Origin of the sequence: Arthrobacter sp. Leaf234, assembly GCF_001422665.1 — a bacterium.
Taxonomy (GTDB): Bacteria; Actinomycetota; Actinomycetes; order Actinomycetales; family Micrococcaceae; genus Arthrobacter_D.
On the sequence record NZ_LMLU01000001.1, the window covers coordinates 319,157 to 341,199 of the forward strand.

21 protein-coding genes and 1 pseudogene are annotated in these 22,043 nt (G+C 69.3%); 10 read left to right on the forward strand and 12 right to left on the reverse strand.

What is annotated here, in order from left to right; translation table 11 throughout:
• Positions 1-92 precede the first annotated feature (92 nt).
• Positions 93-590, reverse strand: a complete 498-nt coding sequence (locus tag ASF21_RS01450) for an SRPBCC family protein (protein WP_055765797.1) — start codon at positions 588-590, stop codon at positions 93-95.
• A gap of 12 nt (positions 591-602) precedes the next feature.
• Positions 603-950: an ArsR/SmtB family transcription factor gene (locus tag ASF21_RS01455; protein WP_055765800.1), complete on the reverse strand. Its 348-nt coding sequence runs from the start codon at positions 948-950 to the stop codon at positions 603-605.
• 201 nt (positions 951-1,151) lie between these two features.
• Between ASF21_RS01455 and pta the strand changes: the two genes are divergently transcribed.
• From pta to ASF21_RS01470, 3 genes are all read left to right on the forward strand, one after another.
• Positions 1,152-3,230: a phosphate acetyltransferase gene (pta, locus tag ASF21_RS01460; RefSeq protein ID WP_055765803.1), complete on the forward strand. Its 2,079-nt coding sequence runs from the start codon at positions 1,152-1,154 to the stop codon at positions 3,228-3,230.
• 35 nt (positions 3,231-3,265) lie between these two features.
• On the forward strand, positions 3,266-4,381 hold the full coding sequence (locus ASF21_RS01465) for an acetate/propionate family kinase (RefSeq protein ID WP_055765806.1): 1,116 nt from the start codon (positions 3,266-3,268) through the stop codon (positions 4,379-4,381).
• 203 nt (positions 4,382-4,584) lie between these two features.
• Positions 4,585-4,923 carry a YnfA family protein gene (locus ASF21_RS01470; protein WP_055765809.1) on the forward strand — a complete coding sequence of 113 codons (339 nt, stop codon included), beginning with the start codon at positions 4,585-4,587 and terminating at the stop codon, positions 4,921-4,923.
• 149 nt (positions 4,924-5,072) lie between these two features.
• On the opposite strand, the gene ASF21_RS01475 is transcribed toward ASF21_RS01470, so the two are convergent.
• Complete coding sequence (locus ASF21_RS01475) at positions 5,073-5,384, reverse strand: AzlD domain-containing protein (protein WP_055765813.1); 312 nt, start codon at positions 5,382-5,384, stop codon at positions 5,073-5,075.
• A 194-nt stretch (positions 5,385-5,578) separates the two neighbouring features.
• Positions 5,579-6,310: pseudogene (locus tag ASF21_RS01480) on the reverse strand (AzlC family ABC transporter permease); the annotation flags it as partial.
• A gap of 98 nt (positions 6,311-6,408) precedes the next feature.
• On the opposite strand from ASF21_RS01480, the gene ASF21_RS01485 reads away from it, so the two are divergent.
• Entirely contained in the window at positions 6,409-7,599 is a 1,191-nt protein-coding gene (locus ASF21_RS01485) for a zinc-dependent alcohol dehydrogenase (protein ID WP_055765816.1), read from the forward strand.
• Between the two features lie 163 nt (positions 7,600-7,762).
• Here ASF21_RS01485 and ASF21_RS01490 read toward each other — a convergent pair whose 3' ends face one another.
• Together ASF21_RS01490 and ASF21_RS01495 are read right to left on the reverse strand one after the other, a co-directional pair.
• Positions 7,763-9,610 carry a glycoside hydrolase family 15 protein gene (locus ASF21_RS01490; RefSeq protein WP_268753676.1) on the reverse strand — a complete coding sequence of 616 codons (1,848 nt, stop codon included), beginning with the start codon at positions 9,608-9,610 and terminating at the stop codon, positions 7,763-7,765.
• 21 nt (positions 9,611-9,631) lie between these two features.
• Positions 9,632-10,498 (reverse strand): glycerophosphodiester phosphodiesterase, encoded by an 867-nt coding sequence (locus ASF21_RS01495; protein WP_055765822.1) that lies wholly within the window; start codon positions 10,496-10,498, stop codon positions 9,632-9,634.
• Positions 10,499-10,627: 129 nt separating this feature from the next.
• Between ASF21_RS01495 and ASF21_RS01500 the strand changes: the two genes are divergently transcribed.
• Positions 10,628-11,875 carry a DUF445 domain-containing protein gene (locus tag ASF21_RS01500; RefSeq protein WP_055765825.1) on the forward strand — a complete coding sequence of 416 codons (1,248 nt, stop codon included), beginning with the start codon at positions 10,628-10,630 and terminating at the stop codon, positions 11,873-11,875.
• A gap of 22 nt (positions 11,876-11,897) precedes the next feature.
• Here ASF21_RS01500 and ASF21_RS01505 read toward each other — a convergent pair whose 3' ends face one another.
• Positions 11,898-12,683 (reverse strand): hypothetical protein, encoded by a 786-nt coding sequence (locus tag ASF21_RS01505; protein ID WP_055765829.1) that lies wholly within the window; start codon positions 12,681-12,683, stop codon positions 11,898-11,900.
• A gap of 185 nt (positions 12,684-12,868) precedes the next feature.
• On the reverse strand, positions 12,869-13,138 hold the full coding sequence (locus ASF21_RS01510; protein WP_055765832.1) for a GlsB/YeaQ/YmgE family stress response membrane protein: 270 nt from the start codon (positions 13,136-13,138) through the stop codon (positions 12,869-12,871).
• A 345-nt stretch (positions 13,139-13,483) separates the two neighbouring features.
• Here ASF21_RS01510 and ASF21_RS01515 point away from each other — a divergent pair, with 345 nt between their 5' ends.
• From ASF21_RS01515 to ASF21_RS01535, 5 genes are all read left to right on the forward strand, one after another.
• Positions 13,484-13,738, forward strand: coding sequence for a DUF6458 family protein (locus ASF21_RS01515; RefSeq protein ID WP_055765834.1), 255 nt, complete (start codon positions 13,484-13,486; stop codon positions 13,736-13,738).
• 187 nt (positions 13,739-13,925) lie between these two features.
• Positions 13,926-14,693: a DeoR/GlpR family DNA-binding transcription regulator gene (locus tag ASF21_RS01520; protein ID WP_055765837.1), complete on the forward strand. Its 768-nt coding sequence runs from the start codon at positions 13,926-13,928 to the stop codon at positions 14,691-14,693.
• On the forward strand, positions 14,690-15,712 hold the full coding sequence (locus ASF21_RS01525) for a 1-phosphofructokinase family hexose kinase (RefSeq protein WP_082471155.1): 1,023 nt from the start codon (positions 14,690-14,692) through the stop codon (positions 15,710-15,712). Before ASF21_RS01520 ends, ASF21_RS01525 begins: the two co-directional genes overlap by 4 nt.
• Positions 15,712-17,799, forward strand: a complete 2,088-nt coding sequence (locus tag ASF21_RS01530; RefSeq protein ID WP_055765840.1) for a fructose-specific PTS transporter subunit EIIC — start codon at positions 15,712-15,714, stop codon at positions 17,797-17,799. The genes ASF21_RS01525 and ASF21_RS01530 overlap by 1 nt, the downstream gene beginning before the upstream one ends.
• 51 nt (positions 17,800-17,850) lie before the next feature.
• Positions 17,851-18,129 (forward strand): HPr family phosphocarrier protein, encoded by a 279-nt coding sequence (locus ASF21_RS01535; protein WP_055765843.1) that lies wholly within the window; start codon positions 17,851-17,853, stop codon positions 18,127-18,129.
• A 239-nt stretch (positions 18,130-18,368) separates the two neighbouring features.
• Here ASF21_RS01535 and ASF21_RS01540 read toward each other — a convergent pair whose 3' ends face one another.
• The 4 genes from ASF21_RS01540 to ASF21_RS01555 all read right to left on the reverse strand — a co-directional run bounded on the left by ASF21_RS01540 (position 18,369) and on the right by ASF21_RS01555 (position 21,718).
• Complete coding sequence (locus tag ASF21_RS01540) at positions 18,369-19,082, reverse strand: hypothetical protein (protein WP_157365699.1); 714 nt, start codon at positions 19,080-19,082, stop codon at positions 18,369-18,371.
• Between the two features lie 5 nt (positions 19,083-19,087).
• Positions 19,088-19,825, reverse strand: a complete 738-nt coding sequence (locus tag ASF21_RS01545; RefSeq protein ID WP_235498620.1) for a hypothetical protein — start codon at positions 19,823-19,825, stop codon at positions 19,088-19,090.
• A 146-nt stretch (positions 19,826-19,971) separates the two neighbouring features.
• The gene (locus tag ASF21_RS01550) at positions 19,972-20,226 is read right to left on the reverse strand and encodes a hypothetical protein (protein ID WP_055765849.1); all 255 of its coding nucleotides are present in this window, start codon (positions 20,224-20,226) and stop codon (positions 19,972-19,974) included.
• 223 nt (positions 20,227-20,449) lie between these two features.
• The gene (locus tag ASF21_RS01555; RefSeq protein ID WP_055765852.1) at positions 20,450-21,718 is read right to left on the reverse strand and encodes an endonuclease/exonuclease/phosphatase family protein; all 1,269 of its coding nucleotides are present in this window, start codon (positions 21,716-21,718) and stop codon (positions 20,450-20,452) included.
• Positions 21,719-22,043: the final 325 nt, after the last annotated feature.

Genomic DNA, 22,043 nt, shown 5'->3' on the forward strand with positions numbered 1-22,043 from the left:
CACCTCGTCGAAACGACAGAAATGACCGCCGAAGAGCCTCTCCGGCGGTCATTTCTGTCCTCTCGGGCGCCTTGTCGGAGGAACGGCCCGGCTCAGACCGGAGCGTCCTCCGCGAGCAGCGCATCGACCTGTCCGAGCGCCTCGCGCACGCCCTCCTCCATGCCCATCGCAGCCATCTGCTCGAGCTGCTCCAGCGACTGGAAGGCCGTCGTCATCGTCATGCGCGTGCGTCCGCCGAGATCCTCGAGCGTGACGGTCGCCGTCGTCTCCCCCATGTCCGGCACGGGATCACCGTTCTCGTCCGCGAAGCCGTCCACGAAGGTCAGCAGGCGGTGGGGCTCGACGGCGGTGATCCGCCACCAGCCTCGCGCCTTCTCGCCGTCGGGCCCGGTCATGAAGTAGGCGGCGCGCCCGCCCTCCTCGAACTCGTACGTCTCGAAGGTCGCCGGCCAGGTGGGCGGTCCCCACCAGCGCTGCAGCTGGGTCCGGTCCGCCCAGATCCGCCACACGCGTTCAGTGCCGGCGTCGAACTCCGCGACGAGCCGGAAGTGGAGAGCGTCGGTGTCCTTCTCGGTGCTGATGACTGCCATGATGCTGCCTTCCTAGTCCTGATCCGATGCATCCTCGGCGAGGAGGTCGCCGATCCTGTCGATCCGCTGCCGCCAGATGTGCTCGTACTCGTCGAGGAGGCGGCGGGCCCGCTGCACTGCGTCCACCCGTCCCCGCACGATCTGCTCCCGTCCGCGCTTTTCCTTCGTGACGAGCGAAGCCCGCTCCAGGACGGCCACGTGTTTCTGCACTGCGGCGAAACTCATGGCGTACTGCTCCGCCAGGCCGGAGACCGTGTACTCGGCGACCAGGACGCGGGACACGATGTCCCTCCGGGTCGCGTCGGCGAGCGCCTGGAACAGGCGGTCCACCTCGTCCTCACCCACCTGAACTACAACCATACGGTTGTACGTTACGCGGGGTGCGGACGACGGTCAAGGGTGACAGCCGGCCCTGGTCCAGCCACCCCGCCGAACGGACAAACATGACGCGTCACAGGGCCTCCGGGCGGTCTTTTGTGTCCTCTCGGCGTCCGCGCGGATACCCACCAGGACGTGACACCCGTTATGGCACGCGTCCGGGGAGCCTGCCAGACTGGCCCCATGACCCGCGGAATATATGTGAGCGCCATGACCAACGGCTCCGGCAAGTCCCTGATCTCCCTGGGCCTCGCCGACATGCTGCACCGCCACGCCGACCGCGTGGGCTTCTTCCGGCCCATCGTCGAGGGCAGCGACCCCTCGGCGGATCCGATGGTGCGCCTCATGCAGCGCGCCTTCGACCTCCCCGAGAGCCGTGCCCGGGGCGGCCTGACCCGCGCCGAGGCACGGGCACTCCTGGTCACGGGCGATCGCGCCGAGATCGACGCACGGTGCGTCGCCATCTACAGCGAGATCGCCGCGGAGTGCGACGTCGTCATCGTCGAGGGCACCGATCTCTCCGGCAACGACGCCGCCGTCGAGTTCGACCTCAACGCCCGCCTCGCGAACAACCTCGGTGCCATGGTGCTCGCCGTCGTGAGCGCGAAGGACATGTCCGTGGAGGAGGCGGCGGACACGGTCGACGTCGCGCGCCGCGAACTCGATGCCGCGAAGGTGTCCCTCCTGGCCATGATGGTCAACCGGGCGGCGGACGACGCCGTCACCGCCATCAGCGAGCAGGTGCGGCCTGGGCGGTCCGGGCGGCCCGTCTACGTCATCCCTGAACTGACCGAGATCTCCCAGCCCACGGTGTCCGAGGTGTCGGCAGAGCTCGGTGCGCGGCAGATCGCCGGCAACTCGAACCTGGAGCGCGACGTCACGAGCGTGCGTGTCGCCGCCATGAATGTCGGCAACTTCCTGCACCTGCTGACGGACGGCGCGCTGGTGATCGTGCCCGGCGACCGCGCGGACGTGCTCGTGGCGACCCTGGCGTCGTCGTTCTCGCCCGAGTTCCCGGTGCCGTCGGGCATGTTCCTCACCGGCGGCCTCGCCCCGGATCCCAACATCCTCGCCCTTCTCGCGCAGGCGCCGTTCCCCGTCTTCGCGCTCGACGACGACACCTACACCGCGGCGCGGCGGGTCAGCGAGGTGCGCGGGGAGATCGCCAGCGGACTGCGGCGGAAGGCCGCCGCTGCGCTCGGCGCCTGGTCACGGCAGGTCGACGAGAATGAGCTGCTCGAGCGCCTCGAACTGCCGCGGCCCGTGAGCATGACCCCGCTGCGCTTCCTGCACGAGCTGATCCAGCGTGCGCGGGCCGAGCGGAAGCACATCGTGCTGCCCGAGGGCGAGGACGTCCGCGTGCTGAAGGCGGCGGAGATCCTGCGCCGCCGGGACGTCTGCGATCTGACGGTCCTCGGGCCGGAGGCTCGCATCCGCGAGCTCGCATCCGGCCAGGGTATCGACCTCACGGGCATCACGCTGATCGACCCCGCCTCCTCGGACCTCCTGGAGGAGTTCGCCGCCGAGTACGCCCGCCTCCGCGCCCACAAGAACGTCTCGCTCGACCAGGCCCGTGAAAGGATGCTCGAAGGCGCATACTTCGGGACCATGATGGTGCAGCTCGGGAAGCTCGACGGCATGGTGTCCGGGGCGGCGCATACGACGGCGAACACCATCCGCCCCGCGCTCGAGTTCGTGAAGACGAAGGACGGCGTGAAGATCGTGTCCTCGGTGTTCCTCATGCTCCTGCAGGACCGCGTGCTCGTCTACGGCGACTGCGCCGTGAACCCGGATCCGAACGACGAGCAGCTCGCGGACATCGCCGTGGCCTCGGCGGAGACCGCCGAGCAGTTCGGCGTGCAGCCGCGGGTCGCCATGCTGTCCTACTCCACGGGGGAGTCGGGGTCCGGCGGCGCGGTGGACGAGGTCCGGCGCGCCACCGAGCTGGTGCGGAAGCTCCGCCCGGACCTCGCCGTGGAGGGCCCCATCCAGTACGACGCGGCAGTCGACGCCTCGGTCGCGGCCTCCAAGCTGCCCGGATCGTCCGTTGCGGGCCAGGCGACGGTGTTCATCTTCCCCGACCTCAACACCGGCAACAACACCTATAAGGCCGTGCAGCAGTCGGCCGGCGCGGTCGCCGTCGGACCCGTCCTCCAGGGCCTCCGGAAGCCTGTCAACGACCTCTCACGCGGCTGCACCGTGGAGGACATCGTCAATACGGTGGCCATCACCGCCGTCCAGGCGCAGCAGCCCACCTCCTAGCCGTTCCCATCGATCCCGCTCCAGGACAGGACCCCATGATCATCCTCGTCATCAACTCCGGCTCCTCCTCGCTCAAATACCAGGTGCGCGAGGGCGACGACGTCCTGGCGGAAGGCCTGGTCGAGCGCATCGGCGAGGCGGAGGTCCCCGACCACGCCGCCGCCCTCGACCGTGTGGACCGCGAGGTGGCGGAGGCACTCGGCGAGCGCACGATCGACGCCGTCGGGCACCGCGTGGTGCACGGCGGCGAGCGGTTCAGCGAGCCGGTCCTGATCGACAACGAGATCACCCGCGCGATCGAGCGCCTCAACCCGCTCGCCCCCCTGCACAATCCCGCGGCCGTCACGGGGATCCGGGCCATCACCGAGAAGTGGCCGGACCTGCCGCAGGTGGCCGTGTTCGACACCGCTTTCCACCGCACCCTGCCCGAGCACGCCTGGCGGTACGCCGTGCCGGACGAGCTGTACCGAAAGCACGGCATCCGCCGCTACGGGTTCCACGGCACCTCGCACGCCTACGTGGCGCGTGGTGCGGCCGAGCTCCTCGGGACGGACGCGTTCACGGGAGTCATCGCGCATCTCGGCAACGGCGCCTCGGTCACGGCCGTGCGTGACGGCGAGAGCATCGACACCTCCATGGGCTTCACGCCCCTCGAAGGGCTCGTGATGGGGACGCGGTCCGGGGACATCGACCCGTCCATCCTGCTGTTCCTGCTGCGCGAGGGATACAGCGAGAAGGACCTCGACACGCTGCTCAACCGGAACAGCGGATTGAAGGGCCTCACCGGTACGAACGACATGCGCTCCGTCGCGGAATCCGCGGACTCCGGCGACGAGCGCGCGAAGCTCGCGGTCGAGGTGGCGTCCTACCGGCTGGCGAAGTACGTGGGCGGTTACCACGTCGCCGTCGGCGGTGCCGACGCCCTCGTGTTCACCGCGGGCATCGGGGAGAACGCGGCCGACTTCCGCGCCGCCGTCGTCGCCAAACTCGGGGCCCTCGGCCTCGAGCTCGACGAGAGCCTCAACTCCGAGCGCAGCAAGCAGGCGCGCGTGATCAGCACGCCGTCGTCCGCGTTCCCCGTCCTGGTGGTGCCCACGGACGAGGAGGCGGCCATCGCACAGGCCACGGCCGCCGTCGTCGCCGGGTCCTGACCGCAGGGCCCACCCTTCCGACGCGGCGTCGCCTCCGTAGCCGGGTCCTGAGCCCACCCTTCCGACGCGGCGCCGCCTCCCCGGCCGCGTTCTGACCGCAGGCCCACCCTTCCGAGGCGGAGTCACCTCCCCGTCGTCGTCGGTGCACCCGAGGCACGCACCCGAGGCAGGCTGCTGCAGCAGCGCTCCGGCAGACTGAGGCCATGACGATCATCCACATGGCCCTCCTGTTCGTCCTCGCCGCGGGCGCCGAGATCGGCGGGGCCTGGCTCATCTGGCAGGCGGTCCGGGAGGGCAGGCCGTGGTGGTGGGCCGGGCTCGGCATCATGGCGCTCGGCGCCTACGGCTTCGTCGCGACCCTCCAGCCCGACCCGAACTTCGGGCGGATCCTCGCGGCGTACGGCGGTGTCTTCGTGGCAGGATCGCTGGCGTGGGGCATGCTCATCGACGGCTTCCGCCCCGACCGCTGGGACATCCTGGGGTCGGCGGTCTGCCTGGTCGGCGTCGCGCTGATCATGGTCGGTCCACGCTCGACGAGCTGACCCTGCACGGCGGTCCGCCCTGCGCCGGCGGACGTGCAGATGCTCCCACTGACCGAACCGGATCAGTGGGCACAAGCGCTCGTTCCCACTGACCGGGCGCGGTCAGTGGGCAGAACGCCCCGGACAGGGCGCGCGCCCCCACTGGGTGCTCACCCCGCGCCGAGCAGCCTCGCCACACCGGCCGCCACCGCCCCGAGAGCCACGACCACCAGGAACGGCGCCCGCAGCCACAGGGCGACGGCGGCCACCAGCAGCGCGACCACCCGCGCGTCGACGGCGAGCTCCTGGCCGGACGCGAAGGTGTTCACGGCCGTCAGCGCCGCGAGCAGCCCGATCGTCAGCGATCCGGCCACCCGGAGCATTCTCGGATTGTCGAGCAGCTTCGCCGGGACCAGGAACCCGAGGAACTTCGTGGCGATGGAGATGGCGCACGCCAGCAGGATCCAGGCCCAGAGGCTCATGCGTCCGTCCGTCCGCCGGGCGGCTGTGACGCCCCGGTCTGCCGAGCGATGCCGGACCGCCGTAGGACCCCGAACTGCCGTGGGACGCCGGGCTGCTGTGTCGTCCCGACCTGCCGACGGCCCCGGGTCTGCCGAGCGACGCCGGATTCCCCGGTCTCCCGAACGATTCGGGGCCCTTCGGCGCTTTCGGACCGCCCGGCGTCGGGCTCCCCGGCAACACCATCGGGGTACGGATCGACGTCGGGCTCCAGGCCTTCCGTCGCCGGGCCCAACCCCGAGAGCCCGAGCACGGCGGCGACCACCGCGGCGATGAGGATCGGGACACCGGGCGGCACGAGCGGCACCGCGATCAGGGTGACCACGGCGCAGACGACGGCGATCGCCGCGGGCTCCCGCGCGCGGATCCGCGGCCAGAGCAGGCCGAGGAAGGCGGCCACGGCGGCTCCGTCGAGCCCCCACCGGGCCGGATCGCCGAGGGCGTTGCCGGCGAGCGCCCCGACGAGCGTGAAGAGGTTCCACAGGACGAAGACGCCGATCCCCGCGGCCCAGAACCCGCGGCGCTGCTCCTGCGGATCCGTCTGGCCCGTCGCCGTCGCCACGGATTCGTCGATCGTGAGGTGCGCCATCGGCAGCTTCCGCCAGCGGGGAGGCCTGAGCAGGACATTGACCTGCATCCCGTACACGCCGTTCCTGATGCCGAGCAGGGCGGCTGCGGACATCGCCGAGAGCCCGCTGCCACCGCCCGCGACGACACCGATGAATGCGAACTGCGATCCGCCGCTGAACAGCAGCAGGCTCAGGGCCATGATCTGCAGGAGGTCGAGTCCCGCGGCGACGGACAGGGCACCGAAGGACAAGCCGTAGAGGCCGGTGGCGATGGCCACGGAGAGGGCGATCCTAACCGCCGGTGACTGGAAAAGCTGCACCTGATAAGGCTAGGCGAGCCGCCGCCCCGGCTTCCCATTCGGGTCCACATGGTGAAGAGTGGGAAACGAAGCATACTTACTACCCGGAGGAGTGCGACATGAAAGCCGTGACATGGCAGGGCAAGCGCAACATCAGCGTGGAGAACGTGCCCGATCCCACGATCCAGGAACCGACCGACGCGATCGTCCGGATCACCTCGACAGCGATCTGCGGCTCCGATCTGCACCTCTACGAGGTCCTCGGCCCGTACATGCACAAGGGAGACATCCTGGGGCACGAGCCCATGGGGATCGTCGTGGAAGTCGGCGCGGACGTGACCAACCTGAAGGTCGGCGACCGCGTCGTCATCCCCTTCAACATCTCCTGTGGCTACTGCTTCATGTGCACCCGAGGCCTGCAGTCCCAGTGCGAGACCACCCAGGTGCACGAGCAGGGATCCGGCGCTGCCCTTTTTGGGTTCTCCGAGCTGTACGGCTCCGTCCCCGGAGGACAGGCGGAGTTCCTGCGGGTGCCGTTCGCCGACTACGGACCGGTGAAAGTCGGGCACGACCTGCCGGACGAGCGCTACCTCTACCTCTCGGACATCCTCCCCACCGCCTGGCAGGGCGTGCAGTATGCGGACGTCCCGAAGGACGGAGTGCTCACCGTGTACGGCCTGGGCCCCGTCGGCCAGTTCGCCGCCCGCATCGGCAAGTATCTCGGACACCGCGTCATCGCGGTCGAGCCCATCGCCGAACGACGCGAGATGGCCACGCGCCACGGCATCGAGACCATCGACTTCACGAAGGACACCGCCGAGGAGCTCCGCAGCATGACGAACGGCCGCGGCCCCGACGCGATCGTTGACGCCGTCGGCATGGAGGCACACGGCTCGCCGGTCGGTGCGTTCGCGCAGAATGCCGTGGGGATCCTGCCGGACAGGCTGGCGCAGAAGGTCATGGAGACCGGTGGCAGCGATCGCGTCTCGGTCCTGCACTCGGCCATCGACGCCGTCCGCCGGGGCGGCACGCTGTCCCTCAGTGGCGTCTACGGCGGGTCCGCGACCCCCATGCCGCTGCTGACCATGTTCGACAAGCAGGTCCAGTTCCGCATGGGCCAGTGCAACGTGCGGCGCTGGACGGACCAGCTCCTGCCGATCGTGGAGGAAGCATCGGATCCGCTGGGCGTCACCGATCTCATGACGCACGAGGTCTCGATCGACGAAGCGCCCGCCGCCTACAAGAATTTCCAGAAGAAGACGGACGGCACCATCAAGGTGGTGCTCAAGCCCCAGGGCGTCACGGTCTGACGCCACGGCGTCGGACCAGCGCACGACGACGCCGGCCCGGATCGCACCGGGCCGGCGAACATCGGGCCAGAGCCACACCGAGCCGGCGCACGTCAGGCCGGAATCGCGCAGGGCCAAGGACGGCCCGAGGGACCCGGATCACCCGCGCGGCGAGAGCCGGAGATCAGTCGGTCTCCGGCTCTTCGCGCGCGAGCGACTCGTGCGGATTCGTCTCGCCGCGAGCCATCTGCAGCGCGTCGGCCGCACGCACGAGGGCCAGGTGGGAGAAGGCCTGCGGGTAGTTGCCCGCCATCCGGCCGTTCTCGGCGTCGTACTCCTCCGAGAGCAGGCCCAGCTCGTTCGAGTAACCCACCAGCTGGTCCATGAGGCGTGTGGCGTCATCCAACCGGCCGCTGTGCGCGTACTGCTCGACGAGCCAGAACGAGCAGGCGAGGAACGGGTGCTCCCCCGGCTCGAGACCGTCGTCGGACTCGCCCGTGCGGTACCGCAGCAGGAGCCCGTGGGGATCCAGGAGGTGCTGTTCGATCCGCTCGACCGTGCCCAGCATCATCGGGTCGTCGTAGTCGAGGAACCCCACCTGAGGGAGCTGCAGGAGGGAGGCGTCCACCTCGCCGCCGTCGTAGACCTGCGTGAAGGAGTTCAGCCCGTGGTCGAAGCCGCGCTCGAGGATCTCGGTGCGCAGCCCGTCCCGCAGGCCGATCCAGTGGTCGAGTGGCCCGCTGAGCCCGTGGTCCCGGACCGCGCGGACGGCGCAGTCGAAGGCCGCCCACATCATGACCCGCGAGTGGGTGAAGTGCTGCAGCTCTCCGCGCATCTCCCAGATCCCGTGATCGCGATCGTCCAGGTGGTTCTCCGCGAAGGTGAGCAGCGCACGCTGCAGGGGCCACGAGAAGCTGTCCTCGGTGACGCCGTGACCGCGCAGCTTCTCGAGCGCCACCATCACCTCGCCGACGACGTCGGCCTGGTACTGGCCCACGGCTCCGTTGCCCACCCGCACGGGCGTCGATCCGGCGTAGCCGGGCAGGTGCCCCAGCTCGCGTTCGGGCAGCCTGCGCTCACCGGCGAGCCCGTACATGATCTGGAGGTCCTCGGGATCACCCGCGACCGCCCGCAGCAGCCAGTTGCGCCACTCGAGGGCCTCGTCGGCGAACCCGTGCGTCATCATGGCCTCGAGCGTCAGCGCCGCGTCACGCAGCCAGCAGAAGCGGTAGTCCCAGTTGCGCGCGCCGCCGAACTGCTCCGGCAGCGAGGTGGTGGGAGCGGCGACGATCCCGCCGGTGTCCTCGTGCGTGAGCGCCCGCAGCACCAGCAGCGAACGCCGCACGGCGTCGGTGTAGCGTCCGTCGTCGACGCAGCTGGCGGCCCAGGCGCGCCAGTAGGTGATGGTGGTGTCCAGCGCGTCGTCGATGTCCAGAGCCGACGGCGTCTCCCGGTGGGACGGGTACCAGACGAGCTCGAGGTCGACGACGGCACCCGTGGCCACCGGGAACGTCCCCTCATGGCGGTGGTCGGCCGCCCTGAGGCGCGGTCCGCGGAGCAGGAGGGCATCGGGCCCGGCGATGGCCAGCAGGACCGGGACGCCGTCCTCGATCCCCTGGCTGACCCATGGCAGGATCTCCCCGTAGCCGAAGCGGATCTGCACCTCCTGCCGCATGGTGACGGTGCCCACGAGCCCCTGGATGCGCCGCACCACATTGGCCCGCCGATCCGTGACCGGCATGAACTCGGTCACCAGCACCTCACCCTCGTCGGTCTTCCAGTGGGTCTGCAGGACGAAGGTCGAATGGATATAGGTGCGGCTGACGACGGTGGCGGTGGGCGACTCCGGCGCGAGGAGCCAGCGCCCGTGATCGGGCGTACCGAGCATGGCGGCGAACACCGATTCGGAGTCGAAGCGCGGCATGCAGAGCCAGTCCACGCTGCCGTCACGGGAGATCAGCGCACCCGTGTGCAGGTCGGAGACGAGCGCGTAGTCCTTGATCGGTGATTGCATCCTCCCACTCAACCACAGGCGTGCAGCCGGGCCGAGGGGTCAGGGCGTCGCGCTCTCCAGTGCGAGCCGTATCCGCGCCGGCACGTCGGTGGTCAGCTCCTGCACGCCGAGGCCGGCGAGGTACAAGGCGTCCTCCTCGGTGTTGACGGTCCACACCCGGACCCTCGTGCCTTCGTCGATCCACCGACGAACCCGCTCGGGGTGGGCCCGGACATACTGGACGCCCGGGCCCGCCATGCCGACCTCCTGCCGGTCGATCAGCTCCTCGCCCTCCTTCAGCGCCCTCCGCATCACGTTGATGAGCGCGCCCTCGGCGACCGAACCGAACCGCAGGGCGTCCCGCACCTCCTGCGGCTCCACATCGGCGACCAGCTGGCACAGCAGGTGGTGCGGCGCAGTCTCGGCGAGTTGATGCATCGAATCCGGGTTGAAGCTCATGAAGCTCACCTCGAGGAGGCCCAGGGTGGACAATTCCGGGTCCCAGCCCTCGTCCATGAGGAACGCGATCAGGGACTCCTCGAGCCGCAGGCCGAACGGGCTCGGATGCTTCAATTCGATCGCCAGCTTCAGGGGCCGCCCCGTCGAGCGCAGGAGAGCCAGCAGGTCGGCGAGGCTGAGCACCTGGTCCCCGATCTCGCCGAAGCCGGCGGGGAGGTCCACGCCCTTCCAGGACGAGGCGTCCAGCGCCCTCAGCTCCGCCAGCGTGTGGTCCGCGACGTCGCCGGTGCCGTTCGTGGTCCGCTCCAACGTGGTGTCGTGGAAGCACACGAGCTGACCGTCGCGGGTCAGGTGCACGTCGCACTCGACGCCGTCGGCTCCGTCCTCGAGGGCCTGCAGGTACGCCGCCCGGGTGTGCTCCGCGTAGGTGCCGCTGCTGCCACGGTGGGCGAAGATGACGGGAGTCACGGGGCAACCTCTCGGTGTGGTCGGGGGTCCGGCTCCCACCGTACGTGACCGCTTCGCCGGTTGCCCATCGCCACCGCCCACCGAGGAGAGCCGGACCGCGTCGATAGACTCGGGAGGGTGAATGACCTGATGACCTCCTCGGACGCGGAGCGGGCGGCCGCCCTCCGCCGCATGAAGACCGTGGCGACCGGACTGCTGGCCGTCATGGCCGTCATCTTCGTGGTGGCCTTCGCGCTCCAGGACTCCTACCCCTGGCTGCAGTACGTCCGCGCGGCTGCCGAAGGCGGCATGGTGGGCGCCCTGGCCGACTGGTTCGCGGTGACTGCGCTGTTCAAGCATCCGATGGGCCTGAGGATCCCCCACACGGCGATCATCCCCCGGAAGAAGGACCAGATCGGCGAATCACTGGGCCAGTTCGTGGAGGAGAACTTCCTCTCCGAGGACGTGGTGCGCGCCAAGCTCGACTCCGCCCGCATCGCCCAGAAGGCGGGCGCGTGGCTGGAGAAGCCGGAGAGTGCCGACCGTGTGGCGGTGGAGGGCGCGGCGCTGATCCGCGGCATGTTCACGGTACTGAACGACGACGTCGTCCAGGGTGTCATCGAGTCCATGGTCCGGAAGCACCTGCTCGATCCGCCGTGGGGACCACCCGTGGGCAGCATCGCGGAGAGGATCTTCGCCGAGGGCCACCACCACCAGCTCGTGGACCTGCTGGTGGACCGCGCTGCGGACTGGGTAGACGCGAACTATTCGGTGGTCACGAGGGTTGTCGCGCAGCGGTCCCCCACCTGGGTCCCACGCCTCGTCGACGGGGTGGTCGGCGACCGCGTCCACGCGGAACTCTCCAAGTTCATCCGCGCGGTGCAGGACGACCCACAGCACGACGTCCGCATCTCCATCGACACGTACCTGCGTGATCTGGCCCAGGATCTGCAGCACAAGCCCGAGACCATCGCGAAGGCGGAGGAGATCAAGGGCCAGCTCCTCGACGATCCTCACGTCCGCGACCTGACGGCCCGCACGTGGTCCACCATCAAGAACGCCCTGCTCGATGCCGTCAACGACCCCGAGAGCGAACTGACGACGAAGTTCACGGCGGCCGTGCGGGACTTCGGCTCACGCCTGGCGAACGACGCCGACCTCGCGGCCAAGGTGAACCGCTGGATCGCCGACGCCGCGTCCTACGCGGTCCGCACCTACCGCAGTGAGATCGCTGGGGTCATCTCGGAGACCGTGGGCCGCTGGGACGCCGAGGAGACCTCCCGCAAGATCGAACTGCAGGTCGGCAAGGACCTGCAGTTCATCCGCATCAACGGCACGGTGGTCGGTTCGCTGGCGGGACTGTTGATCTTCACCCTCGCCCACGCGATCTTCGGTTAGGCCCGTTTCGTCGGCCCGCCCGTCAGGCCTGCTTCTTCCCGGCATCCTGCCGAGTCAGCTCGAGCACGTCGGCGAGTTCTCCGGGGATGGTCTGGGGCAGGGGCCCGAACGCCTCACGCGTGGTCTTGATGACCCCCTTGCCCATCAGGTGGTTGCCCGTTCCGCCGATCACCGCGCCCGCACCGAACGGCAGGGCGCGACCGAGCATGAAGCCACCCTGCTTCGCCAGGAACTTCTTGAGGAAGCGCCGCTGGATCGACCGCGTCACGGTCCTGACCATCGAGGCCGGGGCGGCCTTGTTGACGAGCTGGCCCCAGTACTGCGGAGCGCCCTGGCCCGCCGAAGCACCCAGGATGGAGCGGATCAGCGCCGTGCCCTCCTCCCCCATGAGGATCGCCATGACCATCGCGCGTGAACGCTCGGGGTCCTCGGTGCTGACGCCGTGCAGTTCCGCGATGGACTCCGCGAAGAGCGCCGTCGCCTCGAGGAACCCGACGGTCGCCGCGGCGGAGAGTCCGAGGGAGGCCAGCGTCCCGACCGCCGGCACCGCTGCTGTGGCGCCGACGGCCGCTCCCGCCACCGTCGTCGCGCGCAGGTAGTCACGCTCGAGCAGCCGGGCGAGCTCCGCCGGCGAAGCCTCGGGGTGGCGCTTCCTCAGCCGCTCGAGGTTGGACAGGACGAACGGGCGCTGGACGTCGAGGGCGCGCTCCACGGCGCGAAGGATGGCCGGCTTCGGGTTGCCGTCCTTGTCGAACAGCGTTCCGTTGGCGGCCTTGACTGCCGGGTTCTCCTTGGTGCGGCCAAACATGGTGGTCCCTCCGATGGTTCGTGTGCCCCTGGTTCGAGTGTAGGTGCGGCATCGCCCTGCCCGCCCGGGGTTCTGGCTGCGGCGCAGGAGCGGATCCGGATGCCCGCTTGTAACAGCGAAGGGCGCCACCGGTCCGGTGACGCCCTTCGTCAGCTGTTCCCCCACGGTTCAGCCGGTGGTGCAGATCAGACGCGCGAGCCCTTGCGACCGGTGATGAGGCCGTAGATGAAGAGCACGATCAGCGCGCCGAGGACGGCGAAGAGGATCGACGGCAGGGAGAACGTGCTGCCCATGTTGATGCCGAGGATGCTGCCGCCGATGAACCCGCCGAGGAAGGCTCCGACGACACCCAGGATCATGGTGACGATGATGCCCCCGCCCTGCTTGCCGGGCATGATCAGCTTGGCGAGGGCGCCGGCGAGAAGGCCGAGGATAAGGAATGCGATGAAACTCATGTGGTGCTCCTTGAGTGATGAGGCATCCTGTCCGGGGACGGGATGCTGTCGAGTTATACGGTGCATCGAAGTGCAACTGGCTGCAACTGTACTTCATCAGCATGCTTAGGGTGCAATCGTAGCACCACGCTAATCCTGCTTAGCAAGAGGCCGGGGGGAACATTCTCCGAATCGATACGGGGCGGGCCGCTGCGGCGCGGTGCCACCAGCCACCCCGGTTTTCCGGCGATCCACCCGTATGATGAGCGCAGGCGGGCCGCCCCCGGGAGTAAGCGGCACAGTCAGTGAAACCGCTGGGGAATTCTCTCGAATCTGCCATTAGCGCCACACCGGAGGAGTTTTTTCATGCGAATCGGTTCGTCAATCTTTCTTATTGCACTCGGTGCAATTCTTGCTTTCGCCGTGCAGGTCCAGGTCAGCTTCGTGGACCTGGCACTCGTCGGCTACATCCTGATGGCGGTGGGCGTGATCGGTCTCATCGCCTCCCTCGTCCTGGCGGCCCCCCGCCGTCAGGCACGTGTCTCCGAGTCCCGCTCGGTCGTGGATCCGAACACGGGCGAGACCATCACGCGCAGGGAGTCCCGCGACACCGGCCTCTGATCCGGGAGCACGCACTCACGAGGAGCAACGGAAGGCCGGGACATCGTCCCGGCCTTCCGTTTTCTGCGTTTACCCCCGAGTGAGGACAAAAAGTGCTTGACGTCACAGGAAATCCGGGTCTAGAGTCACTCAAACAAAGATAAAGCCACACGGTCGGGGTTGCCCGACCCACGACGACGGGGTCCTCATGTTCGCGGAAGAGCGGTACCGGCAGATCAGCACCATGGTCCTCGCCGATGGCCGCGTCACGGTGTCCGCGCTCTCCTCCCGCTTCGGGATCACCAAGGAGACCGTGCGGCGGGACCTCGCCCTGCTCGAGAACGACGGCGTCCTGCGCCGAGTACACGGCGGGGCGATCGCGGGCAGCGGTGCCACCACCAACGAGCCGAGCCTCAGCAGCCGGTCCGCCCAGCGCTCCCCCGAGAAGAAGCGCATCGCCGGGGCCGCCCTCACCCTCGCACCGCTCGCCGGTGCCGTCGTCGTCGACGCCGGCAGTACCACCGGCGCCCTGGCCGAGCTCCTCGTCACCGAGGCGCGGACGGGCCTGGCGGTCATCACGCACTCCGTCCCCGTCGCCGCCATGATCTCGGGCGCGGGGCTGAGCGTCGAGCTGGTGGGAGGGCGCGTCCGTGCCCTCACCAGCGCGGCCGTCGGCAGCAGCACGGTGGCGCACTTCGAACGCCTGCGGGCGGACGTCGCGTTCATCGGGACGAACGGCCTCGCCGCCGGCTTCGGACTGAGCACGCCGGACGTCGACGAGGCCGCCGTCAAGACCGCCATCCTCCGTTCCGCCCGGCGTGTGGTGCTGCTGGCGGATTCGTCGAAGTTCGACGAGGAGACCCTGATCAGTTTCGCCACCCTGGAGGACATCGATGTACTCATCACCGACCGCGCGCCCCGGGGCGCCCTCGCCGAGGCCCTCGCCGCTGCCGATGTGGAGGTGACGGTCGCGTGATCCTCACCCTCACCGCGAACCCCAGTATCGACCGCACCGTCGAGCTCACGGAGCCCCTGGCGCGCGGCGCCGTGCAGCGGGCCGCCCGCGTGGTCCAGGAAGCCGGCGGCAAGGGCGTGAACGTCAGCCGGGCCCTCGCGATGTCCGGGACGCGGACCCTCGCGGTCCTGCCCGGGGACGACGACGACCCTGTGCTCGCCGGCCTGACCGCCGTCGGGGTCCCGTTCCGTAACCTGCCCGTCGGAGCGGGCCTGCGCACCAATACCGCGATCACCGAGCCGGACGGCACGACGACGAAGATCAACGAGCCCGGCCCCGAACTCTCGTCCGGGCTGATCGACCGTCTCGTCGCCGTCGTCGTCGAGGAGAGCGACGGCGCCGACTGGCTCGTCCTGGCCGGGTCCCTGCCGCCGGGCGTCCCCGCGACCTTCTACACGACGGTGACCGCAGCGGTCCGCGGGGCCTACGGGCTGTCCGCTCCCCTCATCGCCATCGACTCCTCCGGCGAGCCGCTCATCGAGGCGGCGGCCGGGGTCCCGGCACCCGATCTGCTGAAGCCGAATGCCGAGGAGCTCAGCGAGCTCACCGGCATCGGCACGGGTGACCAGCTCGAGCACGATCACGAACTGGCCGCGAAGGCCTGCGCGGTGCTCATCACCGCGGGGGTGGGTGCGGTTCTGGCGACCCTTGGTTCCAAGGGCGCCCTGCTCGTGACGAACGCGGGGGCCTGGCACGCCGTACACCCGCCGGTTACGGCGCGTTCCACGGTCGGCGCGGGAGATTCCGCACTGGCCGGTTACCTGCTGGCGCACAGCGCAGGCGAACTCCCCGAGAACTGCCTGCGCCAGGCTGTCGCTCACGGATCGGCGGCTGCCGCCCTTCCTGGTTCCACCGTCCCATCGCTCGACCTGACGACGCCCGGCGCCGTCACCGTCACCCCCCTCAAGGTCACCCTTCCCGTGATCGAACCAAGCGCTACCGGGTCCATCGACGGACCCACAGCACAGGAGGAATTCTGATGTCCGAACTCATCACCCCGGAGCTCGTCTCCCTGGACGAGGACCTGGGGGCCGAGCGTCGCTCGGTGATCCGGTACCTCGCGGAGCAGGTCGCCGCGCAGGGGCGCTCCACGGAGGTCGACGCCCTGTACGCCGACGCCCTCGCCCGGGAGGAGAAGACCTCCACCGGTGTCCCCGGCGGCATCGCCATCCCGCACTGCCGCTCGAAGGCCGTCTCGGAGGCGACGCTGGCCATGGCCCGCCTGTCCCCGGCCGTCGACTTCGGCGCCAAGGACGGCCCCGCCGACCTCGTGTTCTTCATCGCGGCTCCGGACGGCGCGGACCAGGAGCACCTGAAGCTCCTCTCGAAGCTCGCCCGATCCCTGATCAGGAAGGACTTCACCGCCTCGCTGCGGGCCGCGCAGACCCCGGCGGATGTCGTCGCGCTGGTCAACGGCGCGCTCGGGATCGGTGAGCCGGCCACGACCGGCGACGGCGCCCATGCGGCCGGCACCGCCCGCGGCGACCGCTCGAGCGAGGCAGCCGCGACCCTCGGAACGTCGCCGGCGGGCACCGACACCACGGGTCCCGCCGTCGAGCACGGACGGTCCACGGACACGAAGGTCCGGCGCCTCGTCGCGGTCACCGCGTGCCCCACGGGGATCGCCCACACCTACATGGCTGCGGACTCGCTCGTCGCCGCCGCCAAGGAGCGCGGGATCGACCTCCAGGTCGAGACGCAGGGCTCCTCGGGAGCGACTCCGCTGGACCCTGCGGTGATCGCGGCGGCCGACGCCGTGATCTTCGCCGTCGACGTCGACGTCCGCGACAAGCAGCGCTTCGCCGGCCTCCCCGTGATCAGCGCCCCCGTGAAGCGAGGGATCGACGAGCCCGGCGAGATGGTCGAGGAAGCCCTCGCGGCCGCCTCGAACCCGAACGCCCGCAGGGTCGCCGGAACCGCCGGCGGCGAGCAGACCGACGACGACGGCGGCCGGGACGGCATCGGCAGCACGCTGAAGCGCGCCCTGCTCACGGGTGTCAGCTACATGATCCCGTTCGTGGCGGGCGGTGGCCTGCTGATTGCGCTCGGCTTCCTGCTGGGTGGGTACCTCATCACCGACACCGCGGACACGATCGTGCTGGAGAACACCTTCGGCAACCTGCCCGAGGGCGGCCTGGCGACGTACCTCGGCGCGGTCGCCTTCAAGATCGGCCAGCTCTCCCTCGGGTTCCTCGTCCCGGCACTCGCCGGCTACATCGCCTACGCCCTGGCGGACCGGCCCGGCATCGCGCCCGGCTTCGTCGCAGGCGCCGTCGCAGGCTTCATGGGAGCGGGCTTCCTCGGCGGGATCGTCGGTGGCCTGCTCGCCGGGTACGTCGCTTTGATGATCGGGCGCCTCGCGGTGCCGCGCTGGCTGCGGAGCCTCATGCCGGTCGTCATCATCCCGCTGCTGGCATCCATCGTGGCCTCCGGCCTCATGTTCCTCGTGCTCGGCGGGCCCATCGCGGCCATCACCGACGGCCTCAACAACTGGCTCTCCGGCCTCACCGGCACGGCCGCCGTCGGCCTGGGCCTCATCCTGGGCCTCATGATGGCCGTCGATCTCGGTGGACCGGTCAACAAGGTGGCCTACTCCTTCGCCGTCGCCGGCCTGGGCGCCGGGTCCATCGACAACCAGGCACCCTGGCAGATCATGGCTGCCGTCATGGCTGCCGGCATGGTTCCCCCGCTGGCCATGGCCCTGGCCACGGTGATCGACCGCCGCCGGTTCACGGTCGCCGAACGCGAGAACGGGAAGGCTGCCTGGCTCCTGGGCGCCGCCTTCATCTCCGAGGGGGCCATCCCGTTCGCCGCCGCCGATCCGCTCCGCGTCATCCCCGCCTCGCTGCTCGGTTCCGCCGTCACCGGAGCGATCGTCATGGGGACGGGCGTCACATCCCAGGCACCGCACGGTGGGATCTTCGTCTTCTTCGCCATCGGGAACGTCGCCATGTTCGTGGTCGCGATCATCGTCGGGACCATCATCTCCGCCCTTGCGGTGATCGGCCTCAAGCGCTACGCCACCAGCAAGAAGGACGCCCCGGTCGCCGAGCCGGTTGCAGCCTGACCGCTGGTCCGGTTGGCTGTACCTGAACCCACCTACACAGAGGAGCACAACATGGCAGAACGCAAGGCAACAGTGGCGAGCCGGGTCGGCCTGCACGCCCGACCCGCGTCCATCTTCGCGGAGGCCGCAGGCGAGCTTCCCCTCGAGGTCACCATCGCCATGGACGGCGAGCCCGCGGAGGAGGCGATGGACGCCTCGAGCATCCTCTCGCTCATGAGCCTCGGTGCGTCGCACGGCGACGTGATCGTCCTCCGCGCCGAGGGCGACGGCGCCGAGGACGCACTCGAGAGCCTCGCCAGGATCATCGAGACGGACCACGACGCCGAGTAGCACCCCACACGTAAGGGCACCATCCGCCGCTGATACCTGGCGGATGGTGCCCTTCGCTGTGCCCCAGCACGGGTGGTCGGGTAGGTGGGTCCACCCGTTCTCATGGACTCACCCACCCGCCTCGCAACGATCCGCTGACCCCCCACGGACAGCGGCAGTTACATAATCATTATTTTTACACACGATCATGAAAACGTGAATGCACCGAGGACACGATTGCGTCACGCTTCGCGCGGCGCCTAGGCGAGCTTGTTCGCTCGACGGCGGGTCCGTCCGTTCACGATGTGGCTGGCCCAGATCAGGCACAGCCCGACGACGGTCAGGAGGATGGCCGAGAACGGCAGGATGATGTCCCAGACCGACAGGTCGAGTGGTGTGAGGCGGAGGGCGACGAAGACGACGACGAGGGAGAAACCGCAGGCGAGGAAGCCACAGGCCACGCGATGGATCGTCCTCGCGTGACGGTCGAGCGCCGAGGTCGCGGCCGGCACGACCAGGCACGCGGCCACATATCCGGGATACAGCCGACCCACGGCCGCATACTGCTGCACCGAGTCCTGGTTCTCGAAAGCGTGCAGGCCCGTGGAGCTGCCGGCCAGCTCGCTCGCCACGAAGAAGTAGAGCGTGGCAAGGACGGTCAGCGCGAGGATCGCCAGGCCGAACCGCCCGACGACGAGCCTTCGGGCAAGGGGCGAGTCGAAGGCTGCCGCCATCCGCAGAGCGAGCAGCAGGAAGACCGCATACAGGGCCAGGCGGAGGAGAAGGTTCGCGAGGTTGATCCCGCCGAGCAGGCCGTCCACTGCGCCGTAGATCGGGGCGATGGAGAGCCCGACGCACACAGAGAGCAGCACGAGCGCGCTGAAGATCACCCGCCCTGCTCCTCTCCTCGCGGCGGGAACACGCACGGCAGCCCCGACGATGCACAGTCCGAGCACGATCCATTGAAGTGTCACGACTGTCATCCGAGGTTCTCCCACAGGGCGCGGTCCTTGCCGTCGTCGAGCTCGGCCCTGCGGATCTGCTTGCCGAGCACGTCGAGGCGGTCACGGGCGAGGAACACGAGGTCGAGATCGGGCATGGCGCAGAGGGCTCTCGCCCTGCCGTCCGGGGGCCAGCCGCCCTCCTCCTGCGTCAGGAGGCCCGTGACCACCAGGCCGCTGGTCAGCGAGACCCCGGAGATCCGGGCGGCTTCGAGCGCGATCTCGGGCGCCAGACGCCCCGCCGTGAGCTGCGCGGACAGATTCTGCCGGGCCACTCCCGTGCGGGCGGCCAGCTGTTGCCGTAGATCCCCCGGGTCGATGGCCTCGATCCAGGCACGGACGGAATTCCTGTGCGGGAAGGGGGCGAGGTTCAGCTGCAGGTCGCTCCCCGCGCATTCCTGGTCCTCGCTGCGCGCGACCAGCAGCCGGAGGATGTCGATGTGCGAGACCTGGCTCACGAGTTCGGCGTCCGTCGGGGTGCGGACCCCGGCCGGGACGTCGGTGAACCCCTCGAAGACGGCCAGCGAGTCGACGGGCGGAAGCCCGTAGCCCCGGGCGATCGAGACGATGGTGGGGACGGAGACCTTGCCCCGCACGAGCTGCTGCGCGAGGGTGGAACGCTTTATCCCGGCCACCCTGCACACGTCCGAGACGGTGTCCTGCGGTGCGATACGGGAACGCCACAGCTGGAATGCCTTGGCTGTGACGGCCATCATCACCTTTCGATTGGACTTTGCGCTCTCCTGTCGAAGTATACTGAGATCGCTGGCTCCGATTTCTGCGATTCCCCCATACGCAGAACTCGGAGCCAGCTCCACTTTAACTCAGCGGGAGCCACCCGGCAGCGTGCCCGGAGAGGGCCTCACCAGCGGACTTTCTTCTCCTTCTTGCCCTGCTTGCTGCTCTCGTTGGCGGCCTTCTGGTGGCCCGCACCCGTTGCCGCGGTGGGGTTGGCGCCGTGGTTCTTCCGAGCGAGCGCGAGCTTGGCCCGCGGATCGTCCTGGACGCTGCGACGCTGGGCGCCTCCGGCCTCGGCGGGCGGTGAATCCTCCGCTTCCGGCGGCGGGACGGCGGCGGAAGCGGCCGCGGACGCGTCGTTCTGGGGCGTGGTGGTCATGGTGTTCCTTTCTGGGGTGGCGCCACGAGATGCGTCGGAACACGTCATCGCCACCGCAGGGAGTACCCGCGGGAACGCTGGGAGTCGGACGGATTTCAGGGGCGCCTGTGGAGGGGTGTCATCGACACATGACGCGGATCGCGGCCGGAGCCGGATCGCCTACTGAAAAAGAATCGTCCTCATGCCTCCGACGGTACACCCCGCCCGCGCGGCGGGACAAGGCCTAGCGCAGCCTGCCACCGCTGAGCGTGACATCGACGAAGACCAGCCGATGATCACTCGTCGGGAAGGGGAAGATCCCCGTCAGCTCCGCACCGGGACTGCCTGCCCGGGGCCAGAACACCCCTGCGGCAGCCACCTTGAGCGTGCGCGACGGCAGCACGTAGTCGGCCCTGATGTTGCCGGCATCCCTGTCCTCGAAGTCCGCCGTGTCGAACCGCGGATCACTCCTGTGCTTGGCGTTGGCACCGCCCTGCAGGGCGGACGCCTCGACAGCTCCGTTCGACGACGGCAGCGGATCCTGGACGAGCTTGTTGCCCAGCAACTGGCCGATCGACCCTGCCCGTGAATCCCCGTCCAGGGGATCGCTGTTCTGATCACCCATGACGACGAACCGCTCGCCTCGGTTCAGGCCGCCGGTACCGCCGTCGTCGTCGTAGATGTAGGACGCGCCGGGACCGCCGGTCACGTAGTCGGACCAGAAGCGGATCTCGTCGCTGTTGCGCCTGCCGTTCCGATCCTCCTGCCCGTCGAACACCGGTGGCGTCGGATGGCTGGCGAGGACGTGCACGGTCCTGCCGCCGACCTCGACGGGGACGTCCCAGTGCGACTTGCTGGACAGCGGGAGCGCTGCCAGTTCATCCGTCGAGTACCAGTCGTCGGCCGCCTCCGTTGCCGGGTTGTCGGGCAGCAACGCTCCGGGCATGTCCTTCCACAGGAAGTCCTGGAAGGTCCTGACGGCCTCGGTGCGGATGGGATACCTCGAGTACACCACCATGCCGTACTGGCCCTCGAAGGCGCCGAAGCCCAGTGCGTCGTCGGCGCCTCCGACGCGCCCGTCGTTGTTGAGGTCGAACCCGCTGGGCACGCCGGTGTTCGAGGGCGCCGTGTACACGTAGGGGTAGTCGATCGGGGCCTTGCCGTTCTGGCCGACCCGGAGATAGTTCTGACTGAAGAGATCAGCGGCGCGGCCGCCCGCGACGTAGTCGAATTCGTTCAGGAGCACGACGTCCGGCCGGTTGATCTGGATGACCTCCGCGATCGCCCTCGCCTGCGTATTGGCCGGGGTACTCAGATCGCGGACGAGGTCGCCCGGCGCCGCTCGGTTCAGGCTGGCGTTGTAGGTCGCGAACCGCACATCCTGTTTCCCGGCGCGGGTCCCGGCGATCACGGACCGTGAATCGTCGTACGCGACGGCGGAACCGGCGGGAGCTCCGACGACGACGAGCGCGGCGGCGAGCACGGCTGCCGAGCATGCGGTCGGGATACGCACAGGTCCCTCCTCAGGTCATGGAGCGGCGCCGCTGAAGGCGTGCGCCACCGTCGTCGAACGCTCCGGTAGATCGAGCCTAACCGGGTCCGGGGGGCCGCAACGGGCCGGCGGATAACGATTCAAACTCATCCACGTCGGAAGGATGCCCCGACGAGGGCAGCCGTCTGGAGATCACCCGGAGGGTGCCCGTGGCACGATCCGCCCTCCACTCGCCCGGTGGTTCCCGGCCACGTCGCGATCCCCGGCCTTCCCCGTCAAGCCCCGGTTCCGCCACCGGGTGCCTCCGCACGCGGGCGGTTCCATGGCAAGCTGGGCCGGATTCATC

Excerpts from the sequence above, each read along its gene's own strand:
- ASF21_RS01450 (WP_055765797.1), bottom strand. The coding sequence starts at position 590 with ATGGCAGTCATCAGCACCGAGAAGGACACCGACGCTCTCCACTTCCGG.
- ASF21_RS01505 (WP_055765829.1), bottom strand. The coding sequence starts at position 12,683 with ATGTTTGGCCGCACCAAGGAGAACCCGGCAGTCAAGGCCGCCAACGGA.
- ASF21_RS01515 (WP_055765834.1), top strand. The coding sequence starts at position 13,484 with ATGCGAATCGGTTCGTCAATCTTTCTTATTGCACTCGGTGCAATTCTT.
- ASF21_RS01550 (WP_055765849.1), bottom strand. The coding sequence starts at position 20,226 with ATGACCACCACGCCCCAGAACGACGCGTCCGCGGCCGCTTCCGCCGCC.
- ASF21_RS01465 (WP_055765806.1), top strand. The coding sequence starts at position 3,266 with ATGATCATCCTCGTCATCAACTCCGGCTCCTCCTCGCTCAAATACCAG.
- ASF21_RS01530 (WP_055765840.1), top strand. The coding sequence starts at position 15,712 with ATGTCCGAACTCATCACCCCGGAGCTCGTCTCCCTGGACGAGGACCTG.
- ASF21_RS01485 (WP_055765816.1), top strand. The coding sequence starts at position 6,409 with ATGAAAGCCGTGACATGGCAGGGCAAGCGCAACATCAGCGTGGAGAAC.
- ASF21_RS01470 (WP_055765809.1), top strand. The coding sequence starts at position 4,585 with ATGACGATCATCCACATGGCCCTCCTGTTCGTCCTCGCCGCGGGCGCC.
- ASF21_RS01535 (WP_055765843.1), top strand. The coding sequence starts at position 17,851 with ATGGCAGAACGCAAGGCAACAGTGGCGAGCCGGGTCGGCCTGCACGCC.
- ASF21_RS01520 (WP_055765837.1), top strand. The coding sequence starts at position 13,926 with ATGTTCGCGGAAGAGCGGTACCGGCAGATCAGCACCATGGTCCTCGCC.
- ASF21_RS01455 (WP_055765800.1), bottom strand. The coding sequence starts at position 950 with ATGGTTGTAGTTCAGGTGGGTGAGGACGAGGTGGACCGCCTGTTCCAG.
- ASF21_RS01545 (WP_235498620.1), bottom strand. The coding sequence starts at position 19,825 with ATGATGGCCGTCACAGCCAAGGCATTCCAGCTGTGGCGTTCCCGTATC.
- pta (WP_055765803.1), top strand. The coding sequence starts at position 1,152 with ATGACCCGCGGAATATATGTGAGCGCCATGACCAACGGCTCCGGCAAG.
- ASF21_RS01475 (WP_055765813.1), bottom strand. The coding sequence starts at position 5,384 with ATGAGCCTCTGGGCCTGGATCCTGCTGGCGTGCGCCATCTCCATCGCC.
- ASF21_RS01510 (WP_055765832.1), bottom strand. The coding sequence starts at position 13,138 with ATGAGTTTCATCGCATTCCTTATCCTCGGCCTTCTCGCCGGCGCCCTC.
- ASF21_RS01500 (WP_055765825.1), top strand. The coding sequence starts at position 10,628 with ATGACCTCCTCGGACGCGGAGCGGGCGGCCGCCCTCCGCCGCATGAAG.